Origin of the sequence: Streptococcus sp. DTU_2020_1000888_1_SI_GRL_NUU_041A, assembly GCF_032387735.1 — a bacterium.
Classification (GTDB): domain Bacteria; phylum Bacillota; class Bacilli; order Lactobacillales; family Streptococcaceae; genus Streptococcus; species Streptococcus sanguinis.
The window spans coordinates 1,375,781-1,394,459 of record NZ_CP135591.1 but is presented as its reverse complement, the minus strand read 5'-3'; the positions used below and the strand labels follow the sequence as shown (position 1 = coordinate 1,394,459).

Annotated in this window: 21 protein-coding genes and 1 tRNA gene; 18 read left to right on the top strand and 4 right to left on the bottom strand. The window is 42.1% G+C overall.

Annotated elements, in window-relative coordinates:
• Positions 1-10: 10 nt before the first annotated feature.
• The 6 genes from sufB to RSK81_RS06740 all read left to right on the top strand — a co-directional run bounded on the left by sufB (position 11) and on the right by RSK81_RS06740 (position 3,145).
• Positions 11-1,393, top strand: coding sequence for a Fe-S cluster assembly protein SufB (gene sufB, locus RSK81_RS06765; RefSeq protein WP_268682216.1), 1,383 nt, complete (start codon positions 11-13; stop codon positions 1,391-1,393).
• A 213-nt stretch (positions 1,394-1,606) separates the two neighbouring features.
• Complete coding sequence (locus RSK81_RS06760) at positions 1,607-1,870, top strand: chorismate mutase (protein ID WP_268682215.1); 264 nt, start codon at positions 1,607-1,609, stop codon at positions 1,868-1,870.
• Positions 1,870-2,244 carry a fluoride efflux transporter CrcB gene (gene crcB, locus RSK81_RS06755; protein ID WP_268682214.1) on the top strand — a complete coding sequence of 125 codons (375 nt, stop codon included), beginning with the start codon at positions 1,870-1,872 and terminating at the stop codon, positions 2,242-2,244. The genes RSK81_RS06760 and crcB (RSK81_RS06755) overlap by 1 nt, the downstream gene beginning before the upstream one ends.
• Positions 2,241-2,567, top strand: coding sequence for a fluoride efflux transporter CrcB (gene crcB, locus RSK81_RS06750; RefSeq protein WP_268682338.1), 327 nt, complete (start codon positions 2,241-2,243; stop codon positions 2,565-2,567). The genes crcB (RSK81_RS06755) and crcB (RSK81_RS06750) overlap by 4 nt, the downstream gene beginning before the upstream one ends.
• A gap of 118 nt (positions 2,568-2,685) precedes the next feature.
• On the top strand, positions 2,686-3,033 hold the full coding sequence (gene rplS / locus RSK81_RS06745; RefSeq protein WP_002900259.1) for a 50S ribosomal protein L19: 348 nt from the start codon (positions 2,686-2,688) through the stop codon (positions 3,031-3,033).
• A gap of 40 nt (positions 3,034-3,073) precedes the next feature.
• Positions 3,074-3,145, top strand: a tRNA-Arg gene (locus tag RSK81_RS06740).
• A gap of 248 nt (positions 3,146-3,393) precedes the next feature.
• Here RSK81_RS06740 and RSK81_RS06735 read toward each other — a convergent pair.
• On the bottom strand, positions 3,394-3,921 hold the full coding sequence (locus tag RSK81_RS06735) for a hypothetical protein (RefSeq protein ID WP_002912579.1): 528 nt from the start codon (positions 3,919-3,921) through the stop codon (positions 3,394-3,396).
• A 148-nt stretch (positions 3,922-4,069) separates the two neighbouring features.
• On the bottom strand, positions 4,070-5,443 hold the full coding sequence (gene mnmE / locus RSK81_RS06730; RefSeq protein WP_315686270.1) for a tRNA uridine-5-carboxymethylaminomethyl(34) synthesis GTPase MnmE: 1,374 nt from the start codon (positions 5,441-5,443) through the stop codon (positions 4,070-4,072).
• Positions 5,444-5,619: 176 nt separating this feature from the next.
• Between mnmE and rpiA the strand changes: the two genes are divergently transcribed.
• The 7 genes from rpiA (at position 5,620) to RSK81_RS06695 (ending at position 11,932) form a co-directional block, all read left to right on the top strand.
• Complete coding sequence (rpiA, locus tag RSK81_RS06725) at positions 5,620-6,297, top strand: ribose-5-phosphate isomerase RpiA (RefSeq protein ID WP_002912576.1); 678 nt, start codon at positions 5,620-5,622, stop codon at positions 6,295-6,297.
• 13 nt (positions 6,298-6,310) lie between these two features.
• Positions 6,311-7,522 (top strand): phosphopentomutase, encoded by a 1,212-nt coding sequence (locus RSK81_RS06720; RefSeq protein WP_002912575.1) that lies wholly within the window; start codon positions 6,311-6,313, stop codon positions 7,520-7,522.
• Positions 7,523-7,551: 29 nt separating this feature from the next.
• Positions 7,552-8,364, top strand: coding sequence for a purine-nucleoside phosphorylase (locus RSK81_RS06715; protein ID WP_002912574.1), 813 nt, complete (start codon positions 7,552-7,554; stop codon positions 8,362-8,364).
• Between the two features lie 286 nt (positions 8,365-8,650).
• Positions 8,651-9,364, top strand: a complete 714-nt coding sequence (gene deoD / locus RSK81_RS06710; RefSeq protein ID WP_049552776.1) for a purine-nucleoside phosphorylase — start codon at positions 8,651-8,653, stop codon at positions 9,362-9,364.
• Entirely contained in the window at positions 9,361-10,122 is a 762-nt protein-coding gene (locus RSK81_RS06705) for a hypothetical protein (protein ID WP_315686269.1), read from the top strand. The genes deoD and RSK81_RS06705 overlap by 4 nt, the downstream gene beginning before the upstream one ends.
• 11 nt (positions 10,123-10,133) lie before the next feature.
• Positions 10,134-10,865, top strand: coding sequence for an NAD-dependent protein deacylase (locus RSK81_RS06700; RefSeq protein ID WP_315686267.1), 732 nt, complete (start codon positions 10,134-10,136; stop codon positions 10,863-10,865).
• A gap of 113 nt (positions 10,866-10,978) precedes the next feature.
• A complete protein-coding gene (locus tag RSK81_RS06695; RefSeq protein WP_002924569.1) occupies positions 10,979-11,932 on the top strand; it encodes a hypothetical protein in 954 nt (317 codons plus the stop codon).
• 45 nt (positions 11,933-11,977) lie between these two features.
• Here the strand turns inward: RSK81_RS06695 and RSK81_RS06690 are convergent, their stop codons facing one another.
• Positions 11,978-12,961, bottom strand: a complete 984-nt coding sequence (locus RSK81_RS06690; protein WP_002924570.1) for a hypothetical protein — start codon at positions 12,959-12,961, stop codon at positions 11,978-11,980.
• Positions 12,962-13,007: 46 nt separating this feature from the next.
• Positions 13,008-13,916: a LysR family transcriptional regulator gene (locus tag RSK81_RS06685; protein WP_002895403.1), complete on the bottom strand. Its 909-nt coding sequence runs from the start codon at positions 13,914-13,916 to the stop codon at positions 13,008-13,010.
• Positions 13,917-14,026: 110 nt separating this feature from the next.
• On the opposite strand from RSK81_RS06685, the gene RSK81_RS06680 reads away from it, so the two are divergent.
• The 5 genes from RSK81_RS06680 to pyrE all read left to right on the top strand — a co-directional run bounded on the left by RSK81_RS06680 (position 14,027) and on the right by pyrE (position 18,576).
• Positions 14,027-14,851, top strand: a complete 825-nt coding sequence (locus tag RSK81_RS06680) for a hypothetical protein (protein ID WP_268682208.1) — start codon at positions 14,027-14,029, stop codon at positions 14,849-14,851.
• Positions 14,852-15,171: 320 nt separating this feature from the next.
• On the top strand, positions 15,172-15,978 hold the full coding sequence (locus RSK81_RS06675) for a dihydroorotate dehydrogenase electron transfer subunit (RefSeq protein WP_032908157.1): 807 nt from the start codon (positions 15,172-15,174) through the stop codon (positions 15,976-15,978).
• Positions 15,979-15,989: 11 nt separating this feature from the next.
• Positions 15,990-16,928, top strand: a complete 939-nt coding sequence (locus RSK81_RS06670) for a dihydroorotate dehydrogenase (protein WP_002924573.1) — start codon at positions 15,990-15,992, stop codon at positions 16,926-16,928.
• Between the two features lie 247 nt (positions 16,929-17,175).
• Positions 17,176-17,868 (top strand): orotidine-5'-phosphate decarboxylase, encoded by a 693-nt coding sequence (pyrF, locus tag RSK81_RS06665; RefSeq protein WP_032908159.1) that lies wholly within the window; start codon positions 17,176-17,178, stop codon positions 17,866-17,868.
• 78 nt (positions 17,869-17,946) lie between these two features.
• A complete protein-coding gene (pyrE, locus tag RSK81_RS06660) occupies positions 17,947-18,576 on the top strand; it encodes an orotate phosphoribosyltransferase (RefSeq protein ID WP_315686262.1) in 630 nt (209 codons plus the stop codon).
• Positions 18,577-18,679: the final 103 nt, after the last annotated feature.

Sequence of the window (18,679 nt, the reverse complement as noted above, 5' to 3'; positions counted from 1 at the left end):
AGGAGTTCCTATGAAAGAACGTGACTATGCCTTTGGCTTTCATGATGATGTCAAACCGCTCTTTTCGACTGGGAGAGGCTTGACCGAAGAAGTAGTTCGAGAAATCTCAGAAATCAAGAATGAGCCCCAGTGGATGCTGGACTATCGTCTGCGCTCCTTGGAGCTCTTTCATAAGTTACCTATGCCCGACTTTGGCCCTGATTTGTCAGGGATTCGCTTTGATGATGTTATCTATTATCAGAAGCTAAGCGGAGATCGGGCTCGCAGTTGGGATGAGGTTCCAGAAGAGATTAAGAAAACCTTTGACCGCTTGGGAATTCCAGAAGCTGAGAAGCAGTACCTATCTGGAGCTGTGGCTCAGTATGAATCTGAAGTGGTTTACCACAATATGAAGGAAGAGTTTGCCAAGCTGGGGATTATCTTCACCGATACGGATACGGCTGTTCAGGAATATCCGGACTTGGTCAAGCAGTATTTTGGTACTGTGATTTCAAACGCTGAGCATAAATTTTCTGCGCTTAATAGCGCAGTTTGGTCTGGCGGAACCTTTATCTATGTGCCCAAGAACGTCCAGTGCCAAGTTCCTGTTCAGACCTATTTTCGAATTAATGGTGAAAATGCCGGCCAGTTTGAGCGCTCCTTGATGATTATCGAGGAAGGCGGCTCTATCCAGTATATCGAGGGCTGCACAGCACCGACCTATACGAGCAATAGTCTTCATGCGGCAAATGTCGAAATCATTGTCAAAAAGGATGCCTTTTTCCGCTACACAACCATTCAAAACTGGTCGGACAATGTCTATAACCTCGTAACGGAGCGGGGGATTGTTGATGAAGGCGGCACCTTAGAGTGGATTGATGGTAACTTAGGCAGCAAGGTCAATATGAAATATCCGTGTAGTATTCTTAATGGCCGCAATGCACGGACTTCTGTTTTATCTATGTCTTTTGCCAACTATGGTCAGCACTTAGATGCGGGTTGTAAGGTCTTTCATAATGCTCCTAAGACATCCAGTACCTTAATTTCTAAATCAGTGGCCAAGGATGGTGGAAAGACAGACTATCGTGGTCAGGTCCGCTTTGGTAAGAATAGTGCTGGTTCCAAATCTCATATCGAGTGCGATACCATTCTCATGGATGGTGAATCCAGTTCTGACACCATTCCTTTTAATGAAATCCATAATTCAAATGTCGCGCTAGAGCATGAAGCCAAGGTTTCCAAAGTATCTGAGGACCAGCTCTACTACCTAATGAGCCGAGGCATCAGCGAAGAAGAAGCCACAGCTATGATTATCAACGGATTTATGGAACCCATTACCAAAGAACTACCAATGGAATACGCCGTCGAACTCAACCAACTCATCAACATGAGTATGGAAGGCTCAGTTGGCTAAAACAGTCCAGAGGACTGTTTTAGGTTGCAGATAAAAACTCGCTTTTGCGAGTTATCCTTAATCCAAGATCCGGGGGACTGTTTTAGCCTGCAGATGAAAACTCGCATAAGCGAGTTTTCTTTTAATCACGGGACTTGGACCTTTTTATTTAGAATTAAACTAGAAAATTTTACTATTTTTTGATATGATAGATAGAATATAAGGAGGAAGTAGATGACGTTAGAAGAAATCAGACAGGAAATCGATCAAGTGGATGATGCAATCGTTGCCTTGCTGGAGCAACGCATGAATCTAGTCGACCAAGTCGTGGCTTTAAAAAAATTAACGGGTACGGCTGTATTGGATAGTAAGAGAGAAGATGTGATTTTCGCCAGAGTGGCGGATAAGGTTGAAAACAAAGACTACAAGGAAACTGTTGTAGCGACCTTTTCTGACATTTTAAAACGTTCGCGTGAATTTCAGAATAAAAATATCTAATGAAAGAAGTACAGAACTCTATTGCTGTGGCTTTATCTGCAATGGCAGGCGGTTGGCTACGTTACCAAGTAGCGCTCTTATCAGTTTTTTCTGATACATTTCCTTTGGGTACCTTGCTGGTCAATTATTTGGGAACTTTTTTGCTGGTCTATATTATCAAGGGCTATCTTAGCAGTAAAGTTAAGTCTCAGCGCCTAATTCTAGCGCTTTCGACCGGTTTTTGCGGAGGTTTGACGACTTTTTCTGGTCTTCTGCTAGACAGTATCAAACTAGCAGATTCAGGGCGCTATACGGAGCTTCTTATCTATCTAGTTTTAAGTGTAGGTGGTGGCCTTGCAATCGCCCTATGGGCTGGAAAGCAGGTGAAGTCATGATGTGGGCGATGTTAATCTGCTGCGGTGCTGGTGCTCTCGTTCGTTATGTTTTCTCCAAGGTTAATAGCAGAGCATCTCTGCCGATTGGGACTTTATTGGCAAACTTGCTAGGTGCTTTTCTCATTGGTTATTTTTATAATCATATAGAAGACAAGCAGCTTTATGTCATTTTAGCAACAGGTTTCTGTGGTGGTTTGACGACCTTTTCGACCTTGAATGCTGAGTTGGCAGAGCTCTTTTCGGAGCGAAAGAAATTTGTTCTCTATTTGGCTTCGACATACATACTCGGGTTTTTAGCGATTCTTTTGGGAATTTTTATTTAAACATCTTTACATTTTTAGAAATTTTGATATAATATACTTTGTGCCTAATGGAAGCACAAAAAACGGCTAATCCGCTGCGGTCTTGAACCTTAAGATTAGTAAGATAGGAGTAGAAAAAATGAATCCATTAATCCAAAGTTTGACTGAAGGTCAACTTCGTACTGACATCCCTGCATTCCGTCCTGGTGACACTGTCCGCGTTCACGCGAAAGTTGTCGAAGGAAGTCGCGAACGTATCCAGATTTTTGAAGGTGTGGTTATCGCTCGTAAAGGTGCTGGTATCTCAGAAACTTACACCGTTCGTAAAATCTCTAACGGTATCGGTGTTGAACGTACTTTCCCAATCCACACTCCACGTGTTGACAAGATTGAAGTCGTTCGTTACGGTAAAGTCCGTCGTGCTAAATTGTACTACCTTCGTGCATTGCAAGGTAAGGCAGCGCGTATCAAAGAAATTCGCCGTTAATCTTAGAAAGACTCTGTCGTTGGGCAGAGTTTTTCTCTAAGTCCCCTTAGTTCAATGGATATAACAACTCCCTCCTAAGGAGTAGTTGCTGGTTCGATTCCGGCAGGGGACAGTCTTAAAGCCTGTCTAAGGCTTTTTTAAATACTCTCAGGAGGAAAAGAGATGGCTTATTACTTTATTGGCGGTTGAGACGGTAAGGTTTATTTTGGACTGAGGTTTTAAAATGCCGTTCTTGATTTAAAAGCTAATCAATTAGTATAAGTAATAAATTACTGCATTCGAAAAGAGACCTAAATTTTAGGTCTCTTGTTTTTTTCTATTCCCCTAAGCAAAGTTGGTTAGGTATGCTTTATTTTTACTCTAGTTGTTTGATGATTTTGCTTTTTCTATAATCGCGTCAATATCAGCAGTTCCAGAAACTCCAAATTTTGCATAGACGTCATTAACTGGACTAGGATCAACATCAATGCTATTGATATTTCTACCTTCTGATGTGATAGACATATATTGTCCATCAGTTCTAATCATTACCCAAAGGCCTTGCGAAGCGAATAGATAGCCATCATCTTTCTTCACGACTTTACCGATTTCAGGAAAAGTGATAAAAGCACCTTCGGAAGTAATAGAAACTTCCTTGCCATCTACTATAGTAGAGCTTGAGCTACTGTTAGTGCTTGGAATGCTGCTGGAGTCAGAAGATGAACTGGATGACGAAGAGCTATCAGATTTACTAGATGATTTAGAACTGACCTTACTGCTAGAGGATGATTTTTTGGAAGTTTTAGCCTTATCACTTGATTGAGCTGGCTTCTTTGATTGAGATTGAACACAGGCGGCCAAACTTAATAGACTAGCTGCAAGTAAGAATGCTTGGAAGGTTTTTTTCATGGAGAATCTCCTTTTTGATATGATAGGATTATTTTATATGAATTTGAAGGCTTTAGCAATAGTTTTAATTAGAGTGCAATGGAACTTGATGGAATGAGGGACAGTAGTTCAAGTGTAAGTTTGGAAATGACAGGTATTTATCGTTTCTCTATTTCCCCAAGCAGAATTGGCTGAAGAGTTGGGTGATAAGCTCGTCTGGTGCGGCGTCACCAGTGATTTCGCCGAGGATTTCCCAGGTGCGGGTCATGTCGACTTGAAGAAGATCTACAGGCATACCCATTTCCAAGCCTTGGTTGACGGCTTGCAGGCTTTCTAGGGCTTTTTCAATCAAGGAAATGTGGCGGGCGTTGGACAGGTAGGTGGCGTCTTGCTCGACGATACCAGCATTTTCAAAGAAGAGCTGATTGATGCGTTCTTCAATTTTATCGATATTTTGATTGTGGAGGACAGAAATCTTGATGACATCAGTTGGCAGCTGATCCAGCTCAATCTTTTCCTCAAGGTCAGTCTTGTTAAGCAGGACGATACGATTACTGTCCTGGCTGATTTCCAGCAATTGTCTGTCTTGGTCTGTCAGAGGCTCGCTGGCATTGAGAACTAAGAGGACCAAGTCGGCTTCATGCAGGGCTTTTTTAGAGCGCTCAACTCCAATCTGTTCTACAAGGTCATCGGTTTCTCGAATTCCTGCAGTATCGATGAGCTTGAGCGGCACGCCCTTGATATTGACATACTCCTCGATCACATCACGGGTCGTCCCCTCAATGTCAGTCACAATGGCCTTGTCCTCGCGCAGAAGATTGTTGAGGAGGCTTGATTTGCCGACATTAGGCCGGCCGATGATAGCAGTGGAAATACCTTCGCGCAAAATCTTGCCTCGTCGCGCAGTATTGAGGAGATTGCTCAGCAGATCCTCAAACTCAGCTGTTTTTTCTCGCATAAGCTGGGTCGTCATCTCTTCCACGTCGTCGTACTCTGGATAGTCAATATTGACCTCGACCTGAGCTAAAGTGTTGAGAATTTCCTGACGAGTATTGTTGATAAGGTTGGAGAGGGAGCCATCTAGCTGCTTGACAGCATTGTTCATGGCTTTATCAGTTTTGGCTCGGATGATGTCCATAACGGCCTCAGCCTGAGTCAAATCTACGCGCCCATTGAGAAAGGCTCGCTTGGTAAACTCACCAGGCTCAGCCATTCTAGCGCCCTCGCGGATAGCCAGCTGCAGGATTTCATTCGTAACCGCAATTCCGCCGTGGGTGTTAATCTCAATGATATCTTCGCGCGTGAAGGTCTTGGGAGAGCGCATAGCGCCAAGCATAACCTCGTCCAGAATTTCCTGATTTTGAGGGTCAACGATATGGCCGTAGTTGAGCGTGTGGCTTTCCACTTTGCTTAGATTTTTCCCTTTGAAGATTTTTTGGGCAATAGCAAAGCTGTCAGTCCCGCTTAGTCTGACGATACCGATAGCCCCTTCGCCAAGAGGCGTAGAAATCGCAGCGATTGTATCAAATTCTCTGGTAATCATACTGTATTTTTCCTTGTGTTTAAAATCAATTACCTTAATTGTAACGCAAAAATCAAGGAGGAGCAAGGCTTTCGATTATCAAGCCAAAGGAATGAAATTTAAGTCTGGTAAAGAAAACACTTTCATGTTAGTGAGAATCATGATATAATAAAAGTAGTGTGATTCGAGGAGGTGCTATGGAAAATCTAAAGAAACTGGCAGGAATCAAGGCTGCTGAATTTGTCCAAGGCGGGATGATTGTTGGTCTCGGGACGGGTTCGACCGCTTATTATTTTGTTGAAGAGATTGGTCGGCGTATAAAAGAGGAAGGACTACAGGTTACAGCTGTTACGACTTCCAGTGTCACTAGCAAACAGGCAGAAGGTTTAGGTATTCCGCTCAAATCCATTGATGAAGTTGACTTGGTTGATGTGACAGTTGATGGTGCTGATGAGGTTGACGCAGCCTTTAACGGTATTAAGGGCGGTGGCGGCGCACTTCTCATGGAGAAAGTCGTGGCTGTTCCTACAAAGCACTATATCTGGGTAGTCGATGAGAGCAAGATGGTCGAGAAGCTAGGTGCCTTCAAGCTACCAGTAGAAGTTGTTCAGTACGGTGCTGAACAGCTCTTTCGTCGCTTTGAGCGTGCTGGATATAAGCCAGCCTTTCGTGAGAAAGATGACCAACGTTTTGTCACGGACATGCAGAATTTCATTATTGACTTAGATTTAGGTGTGATTGAAAATCCAGTTGAGTTTGCACAAGAACTTGATCATGTTGTGGGAGTAGTGGAGCATGGATTGTTTAATCAAATGGTAGACAAGGTCATTGTTGCTGGAAAATCGGGTCTTCAAGTTTTAGAGGCCAATAAATAGAAAGAGGTGTTTTATGCCAAAATTTAATCGTATTCACTTGGTAGTCATGGACTCAGTTGGTATCGGTGCTGCGCCAGATGCTAATAACTTTGTCAATGCAGGGGTACCAGATGGTGCTTCAGATACTCTGGGACATATTTCCAAAACGGTAGGACTGAATGTGCCAAACATGGCTAAAATCGGCCTGGGAAATATCGAGCGTCCTGCTCCTTTGAAGACAGTTCCTCAAGAAGAAAATCCTAGCGGTTACTATACCAAGCTGGAAGAAGTATCTCTTGGAAAAGACACGATGACAGGACACTGGGAAATCATGGGTCTCAATATTACTGAGCCTTTTGATACTTTCTGGAATGGCTTCCCAGAAGAAATCCTGACTCAGATTGAAGAATTTTCTGGTCGCAAGGTCATTCGTGAGGCTAACAAGCCATACTCTGGTACAGCAGTTATTGATGACTTTGGTCCTCGTCAGATGGAAACAGGCGAGCTGATTATCTATACCTCTGCTGACCCAGTATTGCAAATTGCAGCACACGAAGAAGTGATTCCTTTGGAAGAGCTCTATCGTATCTGTGAATTCGCCCGCTCTATTACCTTGGAACGGCCTGCGCTTCTGGGGCGTATTATCGCTCGTCCTTATGTAGGTGAGCCAGGCAACTTCACTCGTACAGCCAACCGTCACGACTATGCCGTATCTCCGTTCAATCCAACTGTGCTTGATAAGCTCAATGAAGCTGGAATTGCTACCTATTCAGTTGGGAAGATTAACGACATCTTCAACGGCGCTGGAATCAATCATGACATGGGACATAATAAGTCTAACAATCATGGTGTAGATACTTTGGTCAAAGCCCTCAAAGACGAAAACTTCAAAGAAGGTTTCTCATTTACTAACCTAGTAGACTTTGATGCTCTTTATGGTCACCGCCGTGATCCACATGGCTACCGTGACTGCTTGGAAGAGTTTGATGCTCGCATCCCAGAAATCATTGAAAATATGCGTGAAGATGATTTGCTCATGATTACTGCTGACCATGGTAATGACCCGACCTATGCCGGAACCGACCACACTCGTGAGTACATTCCGCTCTTGGTCTTCGGAAAATCGCTGAGCAGTCATGGTCATATTCCTGTCGGACACTTTGCGGATATCTCAGCTACCGTTGCTGAAAACTTCGGAGTGGATAAGGCGATGATTGGTCAAAGCTTCTTGGACAAATTGGTATAAGCATAATAAGAGAGTGAGGGAAATATTTTATGACAAGCTTATCAGAAAAAATCAAAGCAACAGCGGCTTTTTTGAAAGAAAAAGGTATGACAGAGCCTGAATTTGGTCTGATTTTGGGATCTGGTTTGGGAGAATTGGCTTCTGAAATCGAAAATGCCGTTAGTCTTGACTATGCGGATATTCCAAACTGGGGTCGTTCAACTGTTGTTGGCCACGCTGGTAAATTAGTTTATGGAGACTTGGCAGGACGGAAAGTCTTGGCGCTGCAAGGCCGTTTCCATTTCTATGAAGGAAATCCTTTAGACATCGTTACTTTCCCAGTGCGTGTGATGAAGGCTCTTGGTGCGACAGGTGTTATTGTGACCAATGCTGCCGGTGGTATCGGCTATGGTCCTGGTACACTGATGGCCATTACGGACCACATCAATATGACTGGTCAAAATCCTTTGATTGGTGAAAATTTGGATGAATTTGGTCCACGTTTCCCTGATATGTCTAAATCTTACACTCCAGAATACCGTGCCGTCGCTCATAAAGTTGCTGATAAGCTTGGTATCAAGCTAGATGAGGGTGTCTATATCGGTGTCACTGGACCAACTTATGAAACACCTGCAGAAATCCGCGCATATAAGACGCTTGGAGCGGATGCAGTCGGCATGTCTACTGTTCCTGAAGTGATTGTAGCAGCACATTCTGGTTTGAAAGTCCTTGGAATTTCATGCATTACAAATTTTGCTGCTGGGTTCCAAGAAGAGCTTAATCATGAGGAAGTGGTTGAGGTAACAGAGCGTGTCAAGGGTGATTTCAAACGACTGCTTAAAGAAACACTTGCTGAATTGTAAAAAAATGTTGAAAGGCGGAGTGTCTGTGTTGGTAATTAAACCCGGAACAGCCTTTCTATCTAGCCGATAAAATCATTAAACTCAAGAAAGGTAGAGTGAGTTGTTCAGATTTGAACACGAGAGGAAAACTATCTTTCAAATAAACACAGAAAGGAAGGGCGTCTGAGTTTGAATTGAACTCGGGCTAGAGGCGGTGCAAAAAAGATAAATCTACCTAGATGCAGTCGCATCTTCGTTCGATTTCCTATTTTTGCTTTGCCTCTTTTAAGCCCTTAGTATCTTAATTATGTCTATTCATATTGCTGCTAAACAAGGCGAGATTGCTGATAAAATCCTTCTTCCAGGAGATCCGCTTCGGGCTAAGTTTATTGCGGAGAATTTCCTTGAGGACGCTGTTTGCTTCAATGAAGTCCGCAATATGTTCGGTTACACTGGTACTTATAAAGGACATCGTGTTTCTGTTATGGGGACTGGAATGGGAATGCCCTCAATCTCTATCTACGCGCGTGAGCTGATTGTTGATTACGGTGTGAAAAAGCTAATTCGTGTCGGAACAGCGGGCTCGCTGAATGCTGATGTGCATGTCCGTGAATTAGTTTTGGCTCAGTCGGCTGCAACTAACTCCAATATCATCCGCAATGACTGGCCACAGTATGATTTTCCGCAAATCGCTAGCTTTGATTTACTAGATAAGGCCTACCATATCGCCAAAGATCTTGGTATGACAACTCATGTTGGGAATGTCTTATCGTCGGATGTCTTTTATTCAAACTACTTTGAAAAGAACATCGAACTTGGTAAGTGGGGGGTTAAGGCAGTGGAAATGGAAGCTGCGGCACTTTACTACTTGGCTGCTCAATACCATGTGGATGCTCTTGCTATCATGACTATTTCTGACAGCTTGGTCAATCCTGAAGAGGATACGACAGCAGAAGAGCGCCAAAATACCTTCACCGATATGATGAAGGTTGGTTTGGAAACCTTGATTGCAGAAGCATGAAATTAGATGTCAAAGAAGCTATTCTCTTTGCTATTTCCCGCTATGACTATGCTTATGCTCATAAACTAGCTGAGCGAGCAGGAAGCAGTGTCCAGTCTGACTTGGTCCTTCTTCTTGAGGCTTTAGCGGAGCGAAGAGAGCTCAACATCCAATCTATGATGAATCTAAAGTTGGAAATCATTGGGTCTAACCTAGCTGATTTTCAGCTTTTTTGCCATGAAAATGAAGCGGATGAGCAGCTAGTCAATTACCTTTATGATCTGGAAGCCAAGCTAAGAAATGAGCAGCTGACTGATTTTATCCGAGCTGTCAGTCCGGCTATTTATCGGATTTTTATGCGGCTGATTCGAAAGCAAATACCGGATATTGATTGCTATATTCATAATTCGCGAGGGGCTAGTTACGACCGTTGGAAGTTTGAAAAGATGCGACATTCTGATAATCCTGTCCTGCAAAATTTTCATGCGGAAAGCACGGTTAATTCTTCTAGTTTGACGGAGCTGATTTTGCAGTTGCATTTGCCCGAATCTGTCAAAGAATCAGCACGGCAACTAAGAGAGTTAGAAAAGTCAGTCCGCAATCCGTTGGCTCATCTTATCAAGCCTTTTGATGAGGAAGAATTGCACAGGACGACAGGTTTCTCATCTCAGCACTTTATGGAGCTTCTGATTGATTTGGCGCAGGAGACGGGCATAGTTTTTCAGAGGGAACCTTTTTACTTTGACCGAGCGAATGCGGTCATAGAAAGTCTCTTATAAGGAGTAGCAGGATGGATAAGATTGCAAGGCTGCAAGAATTAATAGACCAAAGTCAGAATATCGTCTTTTTTGGTGGCGCGGGGGTTTCGACGGAGTCCAATATTCCAGACTTTCGCAGTTCAGATGGGATATATAGCGTCAAGCTAGGACAGCATTTTACAGCAGAGCAGTTGGTTTCTCACACTATGTTTGAGCGCTATCCGCAGGAGTTTTTTGACTTTTACAAGAAGTACCTGCTCTATCCGGATGCTAAGCCCAATGCTGCTCATGTCTACTTGGCAGACTTGGAGAAGACGGGCAAGCTCAAGGCTGTGGTAACTCAAAACATCGATAGTTTGCATGAAATGGCCGGTTCGAAAAAGATGCTCAAGCTACATGGCAGTGCGGATAGAAATTACTGTCTGAATTGTCAGCGATTCTATGATTTGGATGGCTTTCTGGCTCTGCAGGGTACCATTCCTCACTGCCTTGACTGTGGCGGTATTGTCAAGCCAGATGTGACCCTCTATGAAGAACCTCTAGATATGGAAGTTTTCCAGCAGGCAGCTCAAGCTATCCATCAAGCAGACCTACTGATAATCGGCGGCACGTCCTTAGTCGTCTATCCCGCAGCCAGCCTCATCCAGTATTTTGCAGGTAAGCATTTGGTTGTCATCAACAAGACCAGCATCCCTCAAGACAGCCAGGCAGATCTAGTCATTGAGGGTAAGATAGGAGAAGTATTGGGGAAGTTGAAACATTAGAAAAAACACCTGAGATAGCTTTTTCAGGTGTTTTTTGCTTTCGTTCAGGAGGAATCTTCTATAGAAAATCTTGTGACTATGCTATAATAAAATAAAGAACTCAGGAGGTCTCTATGAAGAAATTAAACAGGAATAAGAAGCTGATTTTAGCTGGAATTATTGTCGTAGTGATTGGATATATTGGATTGCGCTACTACCTTAAGCCAGAGTGGTTTGATTCAGAGAATATTTACTATACGGTATATAACTATAAAGTAACCGATATTAAACCTAAGAAAAAAATAGTTAAAGACTTAAATATTGAATTTGTGCATGACAAGTCTGAAGAAGCACCTCAAAATAAAGAGTGGACAGAGAAAACTATATCAAATTGGAACGAATATAATGAAAAACAAATTTTGCATGTTACTTTTACTGATGGTAGCAAGTCAGATATTCCGATAGGAGCGACTTCTGAAATTGGTCCGGCTTTTAGCAATAGGTTATTAAGTGATTCTATTTATCAAAAATTGAGTTGGCGTTTTCCAGAATATAAGTTACCTGATAAGGATGAGCATCCTAGGGACTTGGTAGACATATTACTTTTTCTTTATGTAGGCGACACACTTTATCAAGTTCCAGAAGCCACTAGCATGATTTCTTATCAGTTGAAAAATCCTAAAACTGGGAAAATGCAGACATATTATGAATATGGAAGTAAACCTGGCTTTAACTGGACCCCAATTTTCTTTATTAGATCGAAAAAACTTTTAGATAACCAAATGGATTTTTTTGATGATTATCAAAATCAGTACAGAGGGAACTATTGGGAAAGGAGGGATGAAATTTATAATAATAGACTATCTCATACACTAAGTTATTATTACTACAGAATATTTTACTCAGACGAACTGACTAACTTACCTTTAAGCGTTAGCACAACGGGGAGTCGGTTTAAAATGACCATTACCCATTCTTATATTGTGGAACGTCTTAACGATGACGATTATAAGGTTAAATCAACCTCCAAAACTTACACAGATGAAAATAAGGATGAGTATATAACAGAAGTTTTAAATCAAAAATAAGAAAGAATCCAGATAGCTTGAACTAAGCATCTGGTTTTTTAAGTATTAAGGATATAATTTCGTGAGAGACTCTTGGAATACATTAGATAACTCTGATATATCATTGTTTCCGGTACCTTTATTAAGTGCTTCTATATCCTCTCTATCTACTGAAAAACTTATAGATTTTTCTTCTGGTTCTTTCTGCGAGGTATTTCTAATCATAGTTGGTATTTCAGCAATAACCTTCTTGAAAATTTTTTTGTAATCATTACCCAGCTCTTTTTTTAATTGATTTTCTCTCTCATTTATTCTTTTATTTAACTCTTCCATATCTGGCTCTCCCCAATTATACGTAACAGTAAATGAATATTTTTCATCGTTAGCTTCAGTCATTTCTATACTATAGTTCGTCCAGTTTTTTATATAAGCTTCCCAATATGCTTGAACAATAGCTTTGTTTTCCTTATTTGATGGAGTATAATATAGTGAGATATTAGCATATATCCTATCAGATTCATGTTTAATGATATTTTCAGTCAATTCATCTTTTATACCAGTCTTTAGATAGTTTCTAATATAAGTCTTAACAATCTTATCATCTTTTTTTATATCTGCTTTTTTTGAAGGAGTATCAAAGTTAGCACTGTACTCTGCGTCCTTGACACCATTATATACAACTCTATACTTAGTGTTCGCTTTTCCTGAAAACCAAATTTGAATATCATCGCTTGAATATTCGGCAGAAGTAGAGTTAAAATCTATAACGGGTACTTGTGTTCCTTTATCATCATATATATAAAAATCTGATTCAGAAACATAATCTACTTCTTTTATATTGAATTTTACATAAAAGTTGTTTTCGGCTTCTTCTAGGCTTTTAACAGGATTTTCAGTATCAAAAAAACCACTGCCACTATTTTTTATTGTGATAGTCGGGACAGGCTTAATCAAAGTAGGGATAGGGTGTATGTTGAAGTAAGTAATTATTCCGAGAAGAATAAGAATAATACATCCCCAAAATAATTTAGCGTGACGTTTTGACTTCATTCAGTCTCCTTATGAATTTTATTAAGAATCTAAAGTAATGATTAATCTATTTATCAAACTGTACTTCCTCAATCAGATACTCAATGAATCGTTCTCCCATTTTGGATAGGCTAGCTTTTTCGTGCTGGATGTAAACCAGTTCAATCGGATCATCAATGTCCAGTGGGATTGACACGATATTATCTCCGTTGAGGTTGCTGTTGAGGATACCGGTTGCAATCGTGTAGCCATCCAGACCGATCAAAAGGTTAAAGAGGGTCGCACGGTCGCTGACTACGATAGATTTTTTATGGTGTTCCTGAGAGAGAATTTCCTCAGAAAAGTAGAAGGAGTTGTGAGTCCCTTGGTCATAGCTGAGGTAGGGGAAGTTTTCTAAGTCAGATAATTGAACCAGCTTTTTCTTGGCCAGCGGATTGGACTTGCTGACAAAGATATGGGGCTGAGCTGTAAAGAGATGAGTGGCAATCAGGTGATTGTCATCCAGCATCTTGGATAGGACATCGCGGTTGTAGCTATTGAGAAAGAGGACGCCGATTTCACTGCGGAAGTTTTTTACGTCGTCAATAATTTCCCAAGTCCGAGTTTCCCGCAAAAAGAGCTCGTATTTCTCCATATCGCTTTTTTTAAGCAGGGAGACAAAGGCATTGACCACAAAAGCATAGTGCTGGGCAGAAACGCTGAAAAGCTCGCGGTGGGCGACAGGGTTTTTGTATCGCTCCTCTAGAAGCTGAGTCTGCTCAACTACCTGCCGAGCATAAGAAAGAAACTCCATGCCGTCCTTGGTCAAGGTAATTCCTTTTGGATTGCGAATGAAAATCTCGATACCCATTTCATTTTCCAAATCCCGCACAGCATTAGACAAACTAGGCTGAGTAATGAAAAGCTGCTTGGCAGCTTCGTTCATACTGCCAGTCTCGACAATTTTGATAATATAGTGTAACTGTTGAATTCTCATAGGACTATTTTATCACAAACTGGGGATTTTTTCCCGATAAATCAGAAGATTAGAAAATGTTTGCTTGTTAAAGTTTCCTGTGCTAAAATGAAGGAAATTAGGAGGACGATATGACCAAAGATAATGACTATAAAAATCGTTCGGTAGTTCTACCCATTGCCATTACTATTTTTATTGTATGTATTATGTTTTGTATGATGGTGCTGATTGGAAAGGCGATGATCATGTGGGGGATTAAATCTGCTTATGAAGAACTCGGGCGAAACAGTATGTCCTCATCTGTTCAGCAGAAATCATCCGAGGAGATTCAGCTAGAAGAGAGAGTCTTAGATAGAGGAAACTATAGCTTTAGCTGGACAACAGACGAGATCATCAATCTGCAAATTAAGGATACTGTTGCTGGTCAAACTGGAGCCTCTTTAGACGAAGTACTGGAAAAACACGGCAAGGCTACAAGTTTTTATTATAGTGAAATAAATGATAATATCGAATTAATCTATTCAAGCGAGGCTAACCAAGACTATCATAGAAGTAATTTAAAGTTAACATTTGAAAAAAACGGAACAAGCTATCATTTAATTAGAAAGAGCGCGAATATTCTTGATGAGGGTTATCCAACTTTGCCACAGGGGAATAGTCCTCATCTTTGGACAAAGGATGAAATTGCTAGTTTACAAGTTCGTGGCGAGGGCACTGGTAATCCTGGTACATCCTATGAAGAAATCATTCAATTATTTGGGTTACCAGAAGAATCAGAAATTGTTGTTTCGCGCTTGGATGCAGCAGATAGTCAACAAGTTGTCTTGGACCTTAAATACTTAACTTCAGATGAAGTCTATGATAATGAATGGGTTCATTTAACTTTACATCTTCAAGAAGATAGTGTCTTTCGGTTGACGATAGCCAACAGCCATATTGAGAGAACAGAAAGATAGGGCTGTAAGAGTGATAATCTATTATTATAGAATTTTTCAATATGTAGAACAAAAGCATAATTCAGCTCCTTGTCTAGCAGATGCAAGAAGTGAATTTGACAAGAGCTGGTAAGGCTGTAGTAAGTCGGAGACATGAAAATTCTAATATTTTTATGCCTTGACAATCCATATCTCTAACGATATAATGTTTACAATTTAACCTTTAATCAAGTCCAGTGAGGCTGCAAGGTGGGAAAAACGGTATAAGAGGCAATTGGCTGTCTTGTTTTTTTGCGAAACCTTGCTGCGGCGAGGTTTTTCTTGTAGAAAGTGAGGTTGTCATGGTTAGTGACAGTTGTAAAAAGAGATTTGGCAAGATTATGCTGGAGCAGATGGAGCTACTGGAGCAAGTAGAAATTGCGCCTAATATTTTTTCCATGATTCTAAAGGGGCAAATGGTCAGCCAGATGCAGGCTGGGCAGTTTTTACATATTCGGGTACCAGATGACAGCAAGCTTTTGCGCCGGCCTATCTCGATTGCAGAGATTGACCGAGACAATCTGACTTGTCGCATCATCTATCGGATAGAAGGCGGCGGGACGGCTATTTTTTCTCAACTTCCATTTGGGGCTTTTCTTGATGTTATGGGGCCTCAGGGCAATGGCTTTGATTTGAGTCCTGTAAGGGCAGGTGACCACGCTTTGATTATCGGTGGTGGGATTGGAGTCCCTCCCCTGCTTGAGGTTGCTAAAGAATTGCATGCCAAGGGAGCTCGAGTGACAGCTGTTCTGGGATATGCTGACAAGTCTGCTGTCATTTTGGAAGCAGAAATGAAAAAATATGCCGAAGTCATTGTCACGACGGATAACGGTTCTTACGGTCGTCAGGGCTATGTATCAGCCGTTGTAGATGAGTTGTCTCAAGATTATGTGGCTGTCTATTCCTGTGGAGCGCCAGCTATGCTCCAGTATGTGGATCATAAGTTTCAGGACCATCCGCATGCTTATCTTTCTATGGAGTCTCGTATGGCTTGTGGCATGGGCGCCTGCTATGCCTGCGTCGTTCATGTGGCAGGTCAGGATGAGTCAGTCAATAAGCGCGTTTGTGAAGACGGTCCGGTCTTTGAAACGGGCACGATTATTGTCTAGGAGGGGAAAGAATGAGTGACAAACGTTTAAGAGTTTCCTTGCCAGGCTTAGACCTGAAAAATCCAATTATTCCAGCATCTGGATGCTTTGGCTTCGGTCAAGAATATGCCAAGTACTATGACCTAGACTTGCTAGGCTCCATCATGATAAAGGCTACGACTTTGGATCCCCGTTTTGGCAATCCCACTCCTCGGGTGGCAGAAACGCCAGCTGGCATGCTCAATGCCATTGGCCTGCAAAATCCAGGTGTTGAGGTTGTTCTAGCTGAAAAACTGCCCTGGTTGGAAAAACATTATCCCGACCTTCCAATCATCGCTAATGTAGCGGGATTTTCCAATCAAGAATATGCCACAGTGGCTGGGAAAATTTCCCAAGCCCCCAATGTCAAGGCTATTGAGCTCAATATCTCCTGCCCTAATGTTGACCATGGAAATGCTGGCCTTTTGATTGGCCAAGTTCCAGAATTAGCCTACGAAGCAACCAAGGCAGCAGTAGATGCTTCTGCAGTACCTGTCTATGTCAAATTAACTCCGAGTGTGGCTGATATCACTCAGGTAGCTAAGGCTGTTGAAGACGCTGGTGCTGCTGGTTTTACCATGATTAACACCTTGGTAGGTATGCGATTTGACTTGACGACGTGCAAGCCTATTATTGCTAATGGCACAGGCGGTATGTCGGGTCCAGCTGTCTTTCCGGTAGCACTCAAGCTGATCCGTCAAGTGGCGCAGGCAAGCAAACTTCCCATTATTGGTATGGGGGGAGTTGATTCGGCGGAGGCTGCTCTGGAGATGTTTATAGCGGGCGCTTCAGCTATTGGAGTGGGAACTGCCAATTTCACGGATCCTTATGCCTGTCCGACCATCATTGAAGATTTGCCTAAGGTTATGGATAAATACGGCATCGAAAATCTTGAAACTTTACGAAAAGAAGTTCGAGAGAATTTGCTTTAAAGTTACATTTTTACTTGACAATCCTGCTGTGAAATTATAGAATGAACTAAATATAACCTTTAAAGAAGTCCAGAGAGGCTACTAAGGTACATACGTTTGAATGGCAGATATTGCCACATTTTCGTGTAACCTTGCTCTCGGGCAAGGTTTTTCTATGTCTCTGAGCCTAATGTGAAGGTTGTTTTTGAGATATAAATGCCTAATGGACTTTTTTGAAGATAATAATTTAAAAGGAGATTTTCCCCTCATGCGTGAAGAACGGCCTATTATCGCCCTCGACTTTCCATCTTTTGACGATGTCAAAGATTTCTTGGAGCATTTTCCGGAAGATGAAAAACTCTATGTCAAAATCGGCATGGAATTCTTCTATGCCATCGGTCCAGAAATCGTTCATTATCTGAAAGGTCTTGGACACAGCATTTTCTTGGATCTGAAACTGCACGACATTCCCAATACGGTGCGCTCAGCTATGTCTGTCTTAGGAACATTTGGCATCGACATGGTGACGGTTCATGCAGCAGGCGGTGTGGAGATGATGAGCGAAGCCAAGAAGGTCTTGGGTGATAAGACTAAGTTGGTTGCTGTGACCCAGCTGACCTCGACCAGCGAGGAAGATATGCGTGATTGCCAAAATATCCAGACTACGGTTCAGGAGTCAGTTGTCAATTACGCTCGGAAGGCCAAAGAAGCTGGTTTAGATGGCGTAGTTTGCTCAGCTCAAGAAGTTGAACTGATTAAGGCGGCAACTGCCAAAGACTTTCTCTGTGTGACGCCGGGTATTCGGCCAGCTGGATCAGAAATCGGTGACCAAAAGCGGGTCATGACTCCGCAGGAAGCCCATCAAATAGGCAGTGATTATATTGTAGTCGGCCGTCCGATTATCCAAGCTGAAAATCCTTGGGATGCCTACCACGAGATTAAGAAGCAGTGGAATAGCTAGACAATAACAAGAAATTCGAATTAAGTCGTTTATCGAATTAACAGCATCAAAAACATTCAAATTTATAAGGAGCAACAAATGACTTTAGCAAAAGAGATTGCGCGTGATTTATTGAAAATCAAAGCTGTGTATTTGAAGCCAGAAGAGCCTTTTACGTGGGCATCAGGTATCAAATCACCTATTTATACGGACAACCGTGTGACCTTGGCTTATCCAGAGACTCGGACCTTGATTGAGGATGGTTTCGTTGAAAAGATTCGGGCGGAATTTCCCGATGTAGAAGTCATTGCTGGAACTGCGACAGCGGGCATTCCTCACGGAGCCATTATTGCAGATAAGATGAACCTGCCATTTGCCTATATCCGCAGCAAACCAAAAGATTACGGAGCGGGCAATCAAATCGAAGGTCGCGTAGCGCCTGGGCAGAAGATGGTTGTCATTGAAGACTTAATCTCGACTGGCGGTTCGGTCTTGGATGCTATCGCTGCCGCTAAACGTGAAGGTGCTGATGTGATTGGCGCAGCAGCTATCTTTACCTATGAGCTGCCAAAGGCAGAAAAGAACTTTAATGAAGCGGGTGTGAAATTAATAACGCTTTCTAACTACACTGAGCTAATCACTCTAGCTGAAGCAGAAGGGTATGTCAGTCCTGAGGGCTTGGCCTTGCTTGAGAAATTTAAGCATGATCAAGAGAATTGGCAGGCCTAGACCGAAGAAATAAAATGATCTGACTCTTATTCAGGTCATTTTTCAGTAAAACGTCCTTATCTTGCCTTTTAAAATGGCTTAAAGTCTCTGTGTTTGGTATAAT

Bases quoted from the DNA above. Each gene is read 5' to 3' on its own strand.
- sufB (WP_268682216.1), top strand. From the start codon at position 11: ATGAAAGAACGTGACTATGCCTTTGGCTTTCATGATGATGTCAAACCG.
- RSK81_RS06760 (WP_268682215.1), top strand. From the start codon at position 1,607: ATGACGTTAGAAGAAATCAGACAGGAAATCGATCAAGTGGATGATGCA.
- crcB (WP_268682214.1), top strand. From the start codon at position 1,870: ATGAAAGAAGTACAGAACTCTATTGCTGTGGCTTTATCTGCAATGGCA.
- crcB (WP_268682338.1), top strand. From the start codon at position 2,241: ATGATGTGGGCGATGTTAATCTGCTGCGGTGCTGGTGCTCTCGTTCGT.
- rplS (WP_002900259.1), top strand. From the start codon at position 2,686: ATGAATCCATTAATCCAAAGTTTGACTGAAGGTCAACTTCGTACTGAC.
- RSK81_RS06735 (WP_002912579.1), bottom strand. From the start codon at position 3,921: ATGAAAAAAACCTTCCAAGCATTCTTACTTGCAGCTAGTCTATTAAGT.
- mnmE (WP_315686270.1), bottom strand. From the start codon at position 5,443: ATGATTACCAGAGAATTTGATACAATCGCTGCGATTTCTACGCCTCTT.
- rpiA (WP_002912576.1), top strand. From the start codon at position 5,620: ATGGAAAATCTAAAGAAACTGGCAGGAATCAAGGCTGCTGAATTTGTC.
- RSK81_RS06720 (WP_002912575.1), top strand. From the start codon at position 6,311: ATGCCAAAATTTAATCGTATTCACTTGGTAGTCATGGACTCAGTTGGT.
- RSK81_RS06715 (WP_002912574.1), top strand. From the start codon at position 7,552: ATGACAAGCTTATCAGAAAAAATCAAAGCAACAGCGGCTTTTTTGAAA.
- deoD (WP_049552776.1), top strand. From the start codon at position 8,651: ATGTCTATTCATATTGCTGCTAAACAAGGCGAGATTGCTGATAAAATC.
- RSK81_RS06705 (WP_315686269.1), top strand. From the start codon at position 9,361: ATGAAATTAGATGTCAAAGAAGCTATTCTCTTTGCTATTTCCCGCTAT.
- RSK81_RS06700 (WP_315686267.1), top strand. From the start codon at position 10,134: ATGGATAAGATTGCAAGGCTGCAAGAATTAATAGACCAAAGTCAGAAT.
- RSK81_RS06695 (WP_002924569.1), top strand. From the start codon at position 10,979: ATGAAGAAATTAAACAGGAATAAGAAGCTGATTTTAGCTGGAATTATT.
- RSK81_RS06690 (WP_002924570.1), bottom strand. From the start codon at position 12,961: ATGAAGTCAAAACGTCACGCTAAATTATTTTGGGGATGTATTATTCTT.
- RSK81_RS06685 (WP_002895403.1), bottom strand. From the start codon at position 13,916: ATGAGAATTCAACAGTTACACTATATTATCAAAATTGTCGAGACTGGC.
- RSK81_RS06680 (WP_268682208.1), top strand. From the start codon at position 14,027: ATGACCAAAGATAATGACTATAAAAATCGTTCGGTAGTTCTACCCATT.
- RSK81_RS06675 (WP_032908157.1), top strand. From the start codon at position 15,172: ATGGTTAGTGACAGTTGTAAAAAGAGATTTGGCAAGATTATGCTGGAG.
- RSK81_RS06670 (WP_002924573.1), top strand. From the start codon at position 15,990: ATGAGTGACAAACGTTTAAGAGTTTCCTTGCCAGGCTTAGACCTGAAA.
- pyrF (WP_032908159.1), top strand. From the start codon at position 17,176: ATGCGTGAAGAACGGCCTATTATCGCCCTCGACTTTCCATCTTTTGAC.
- pyrE (WP_315686262.1), top strand. From the start codon at position 17,947: ATGACTTTAGCAAAAGAGATTGCGCGTGATTTATTGAAAATCAAAGCT.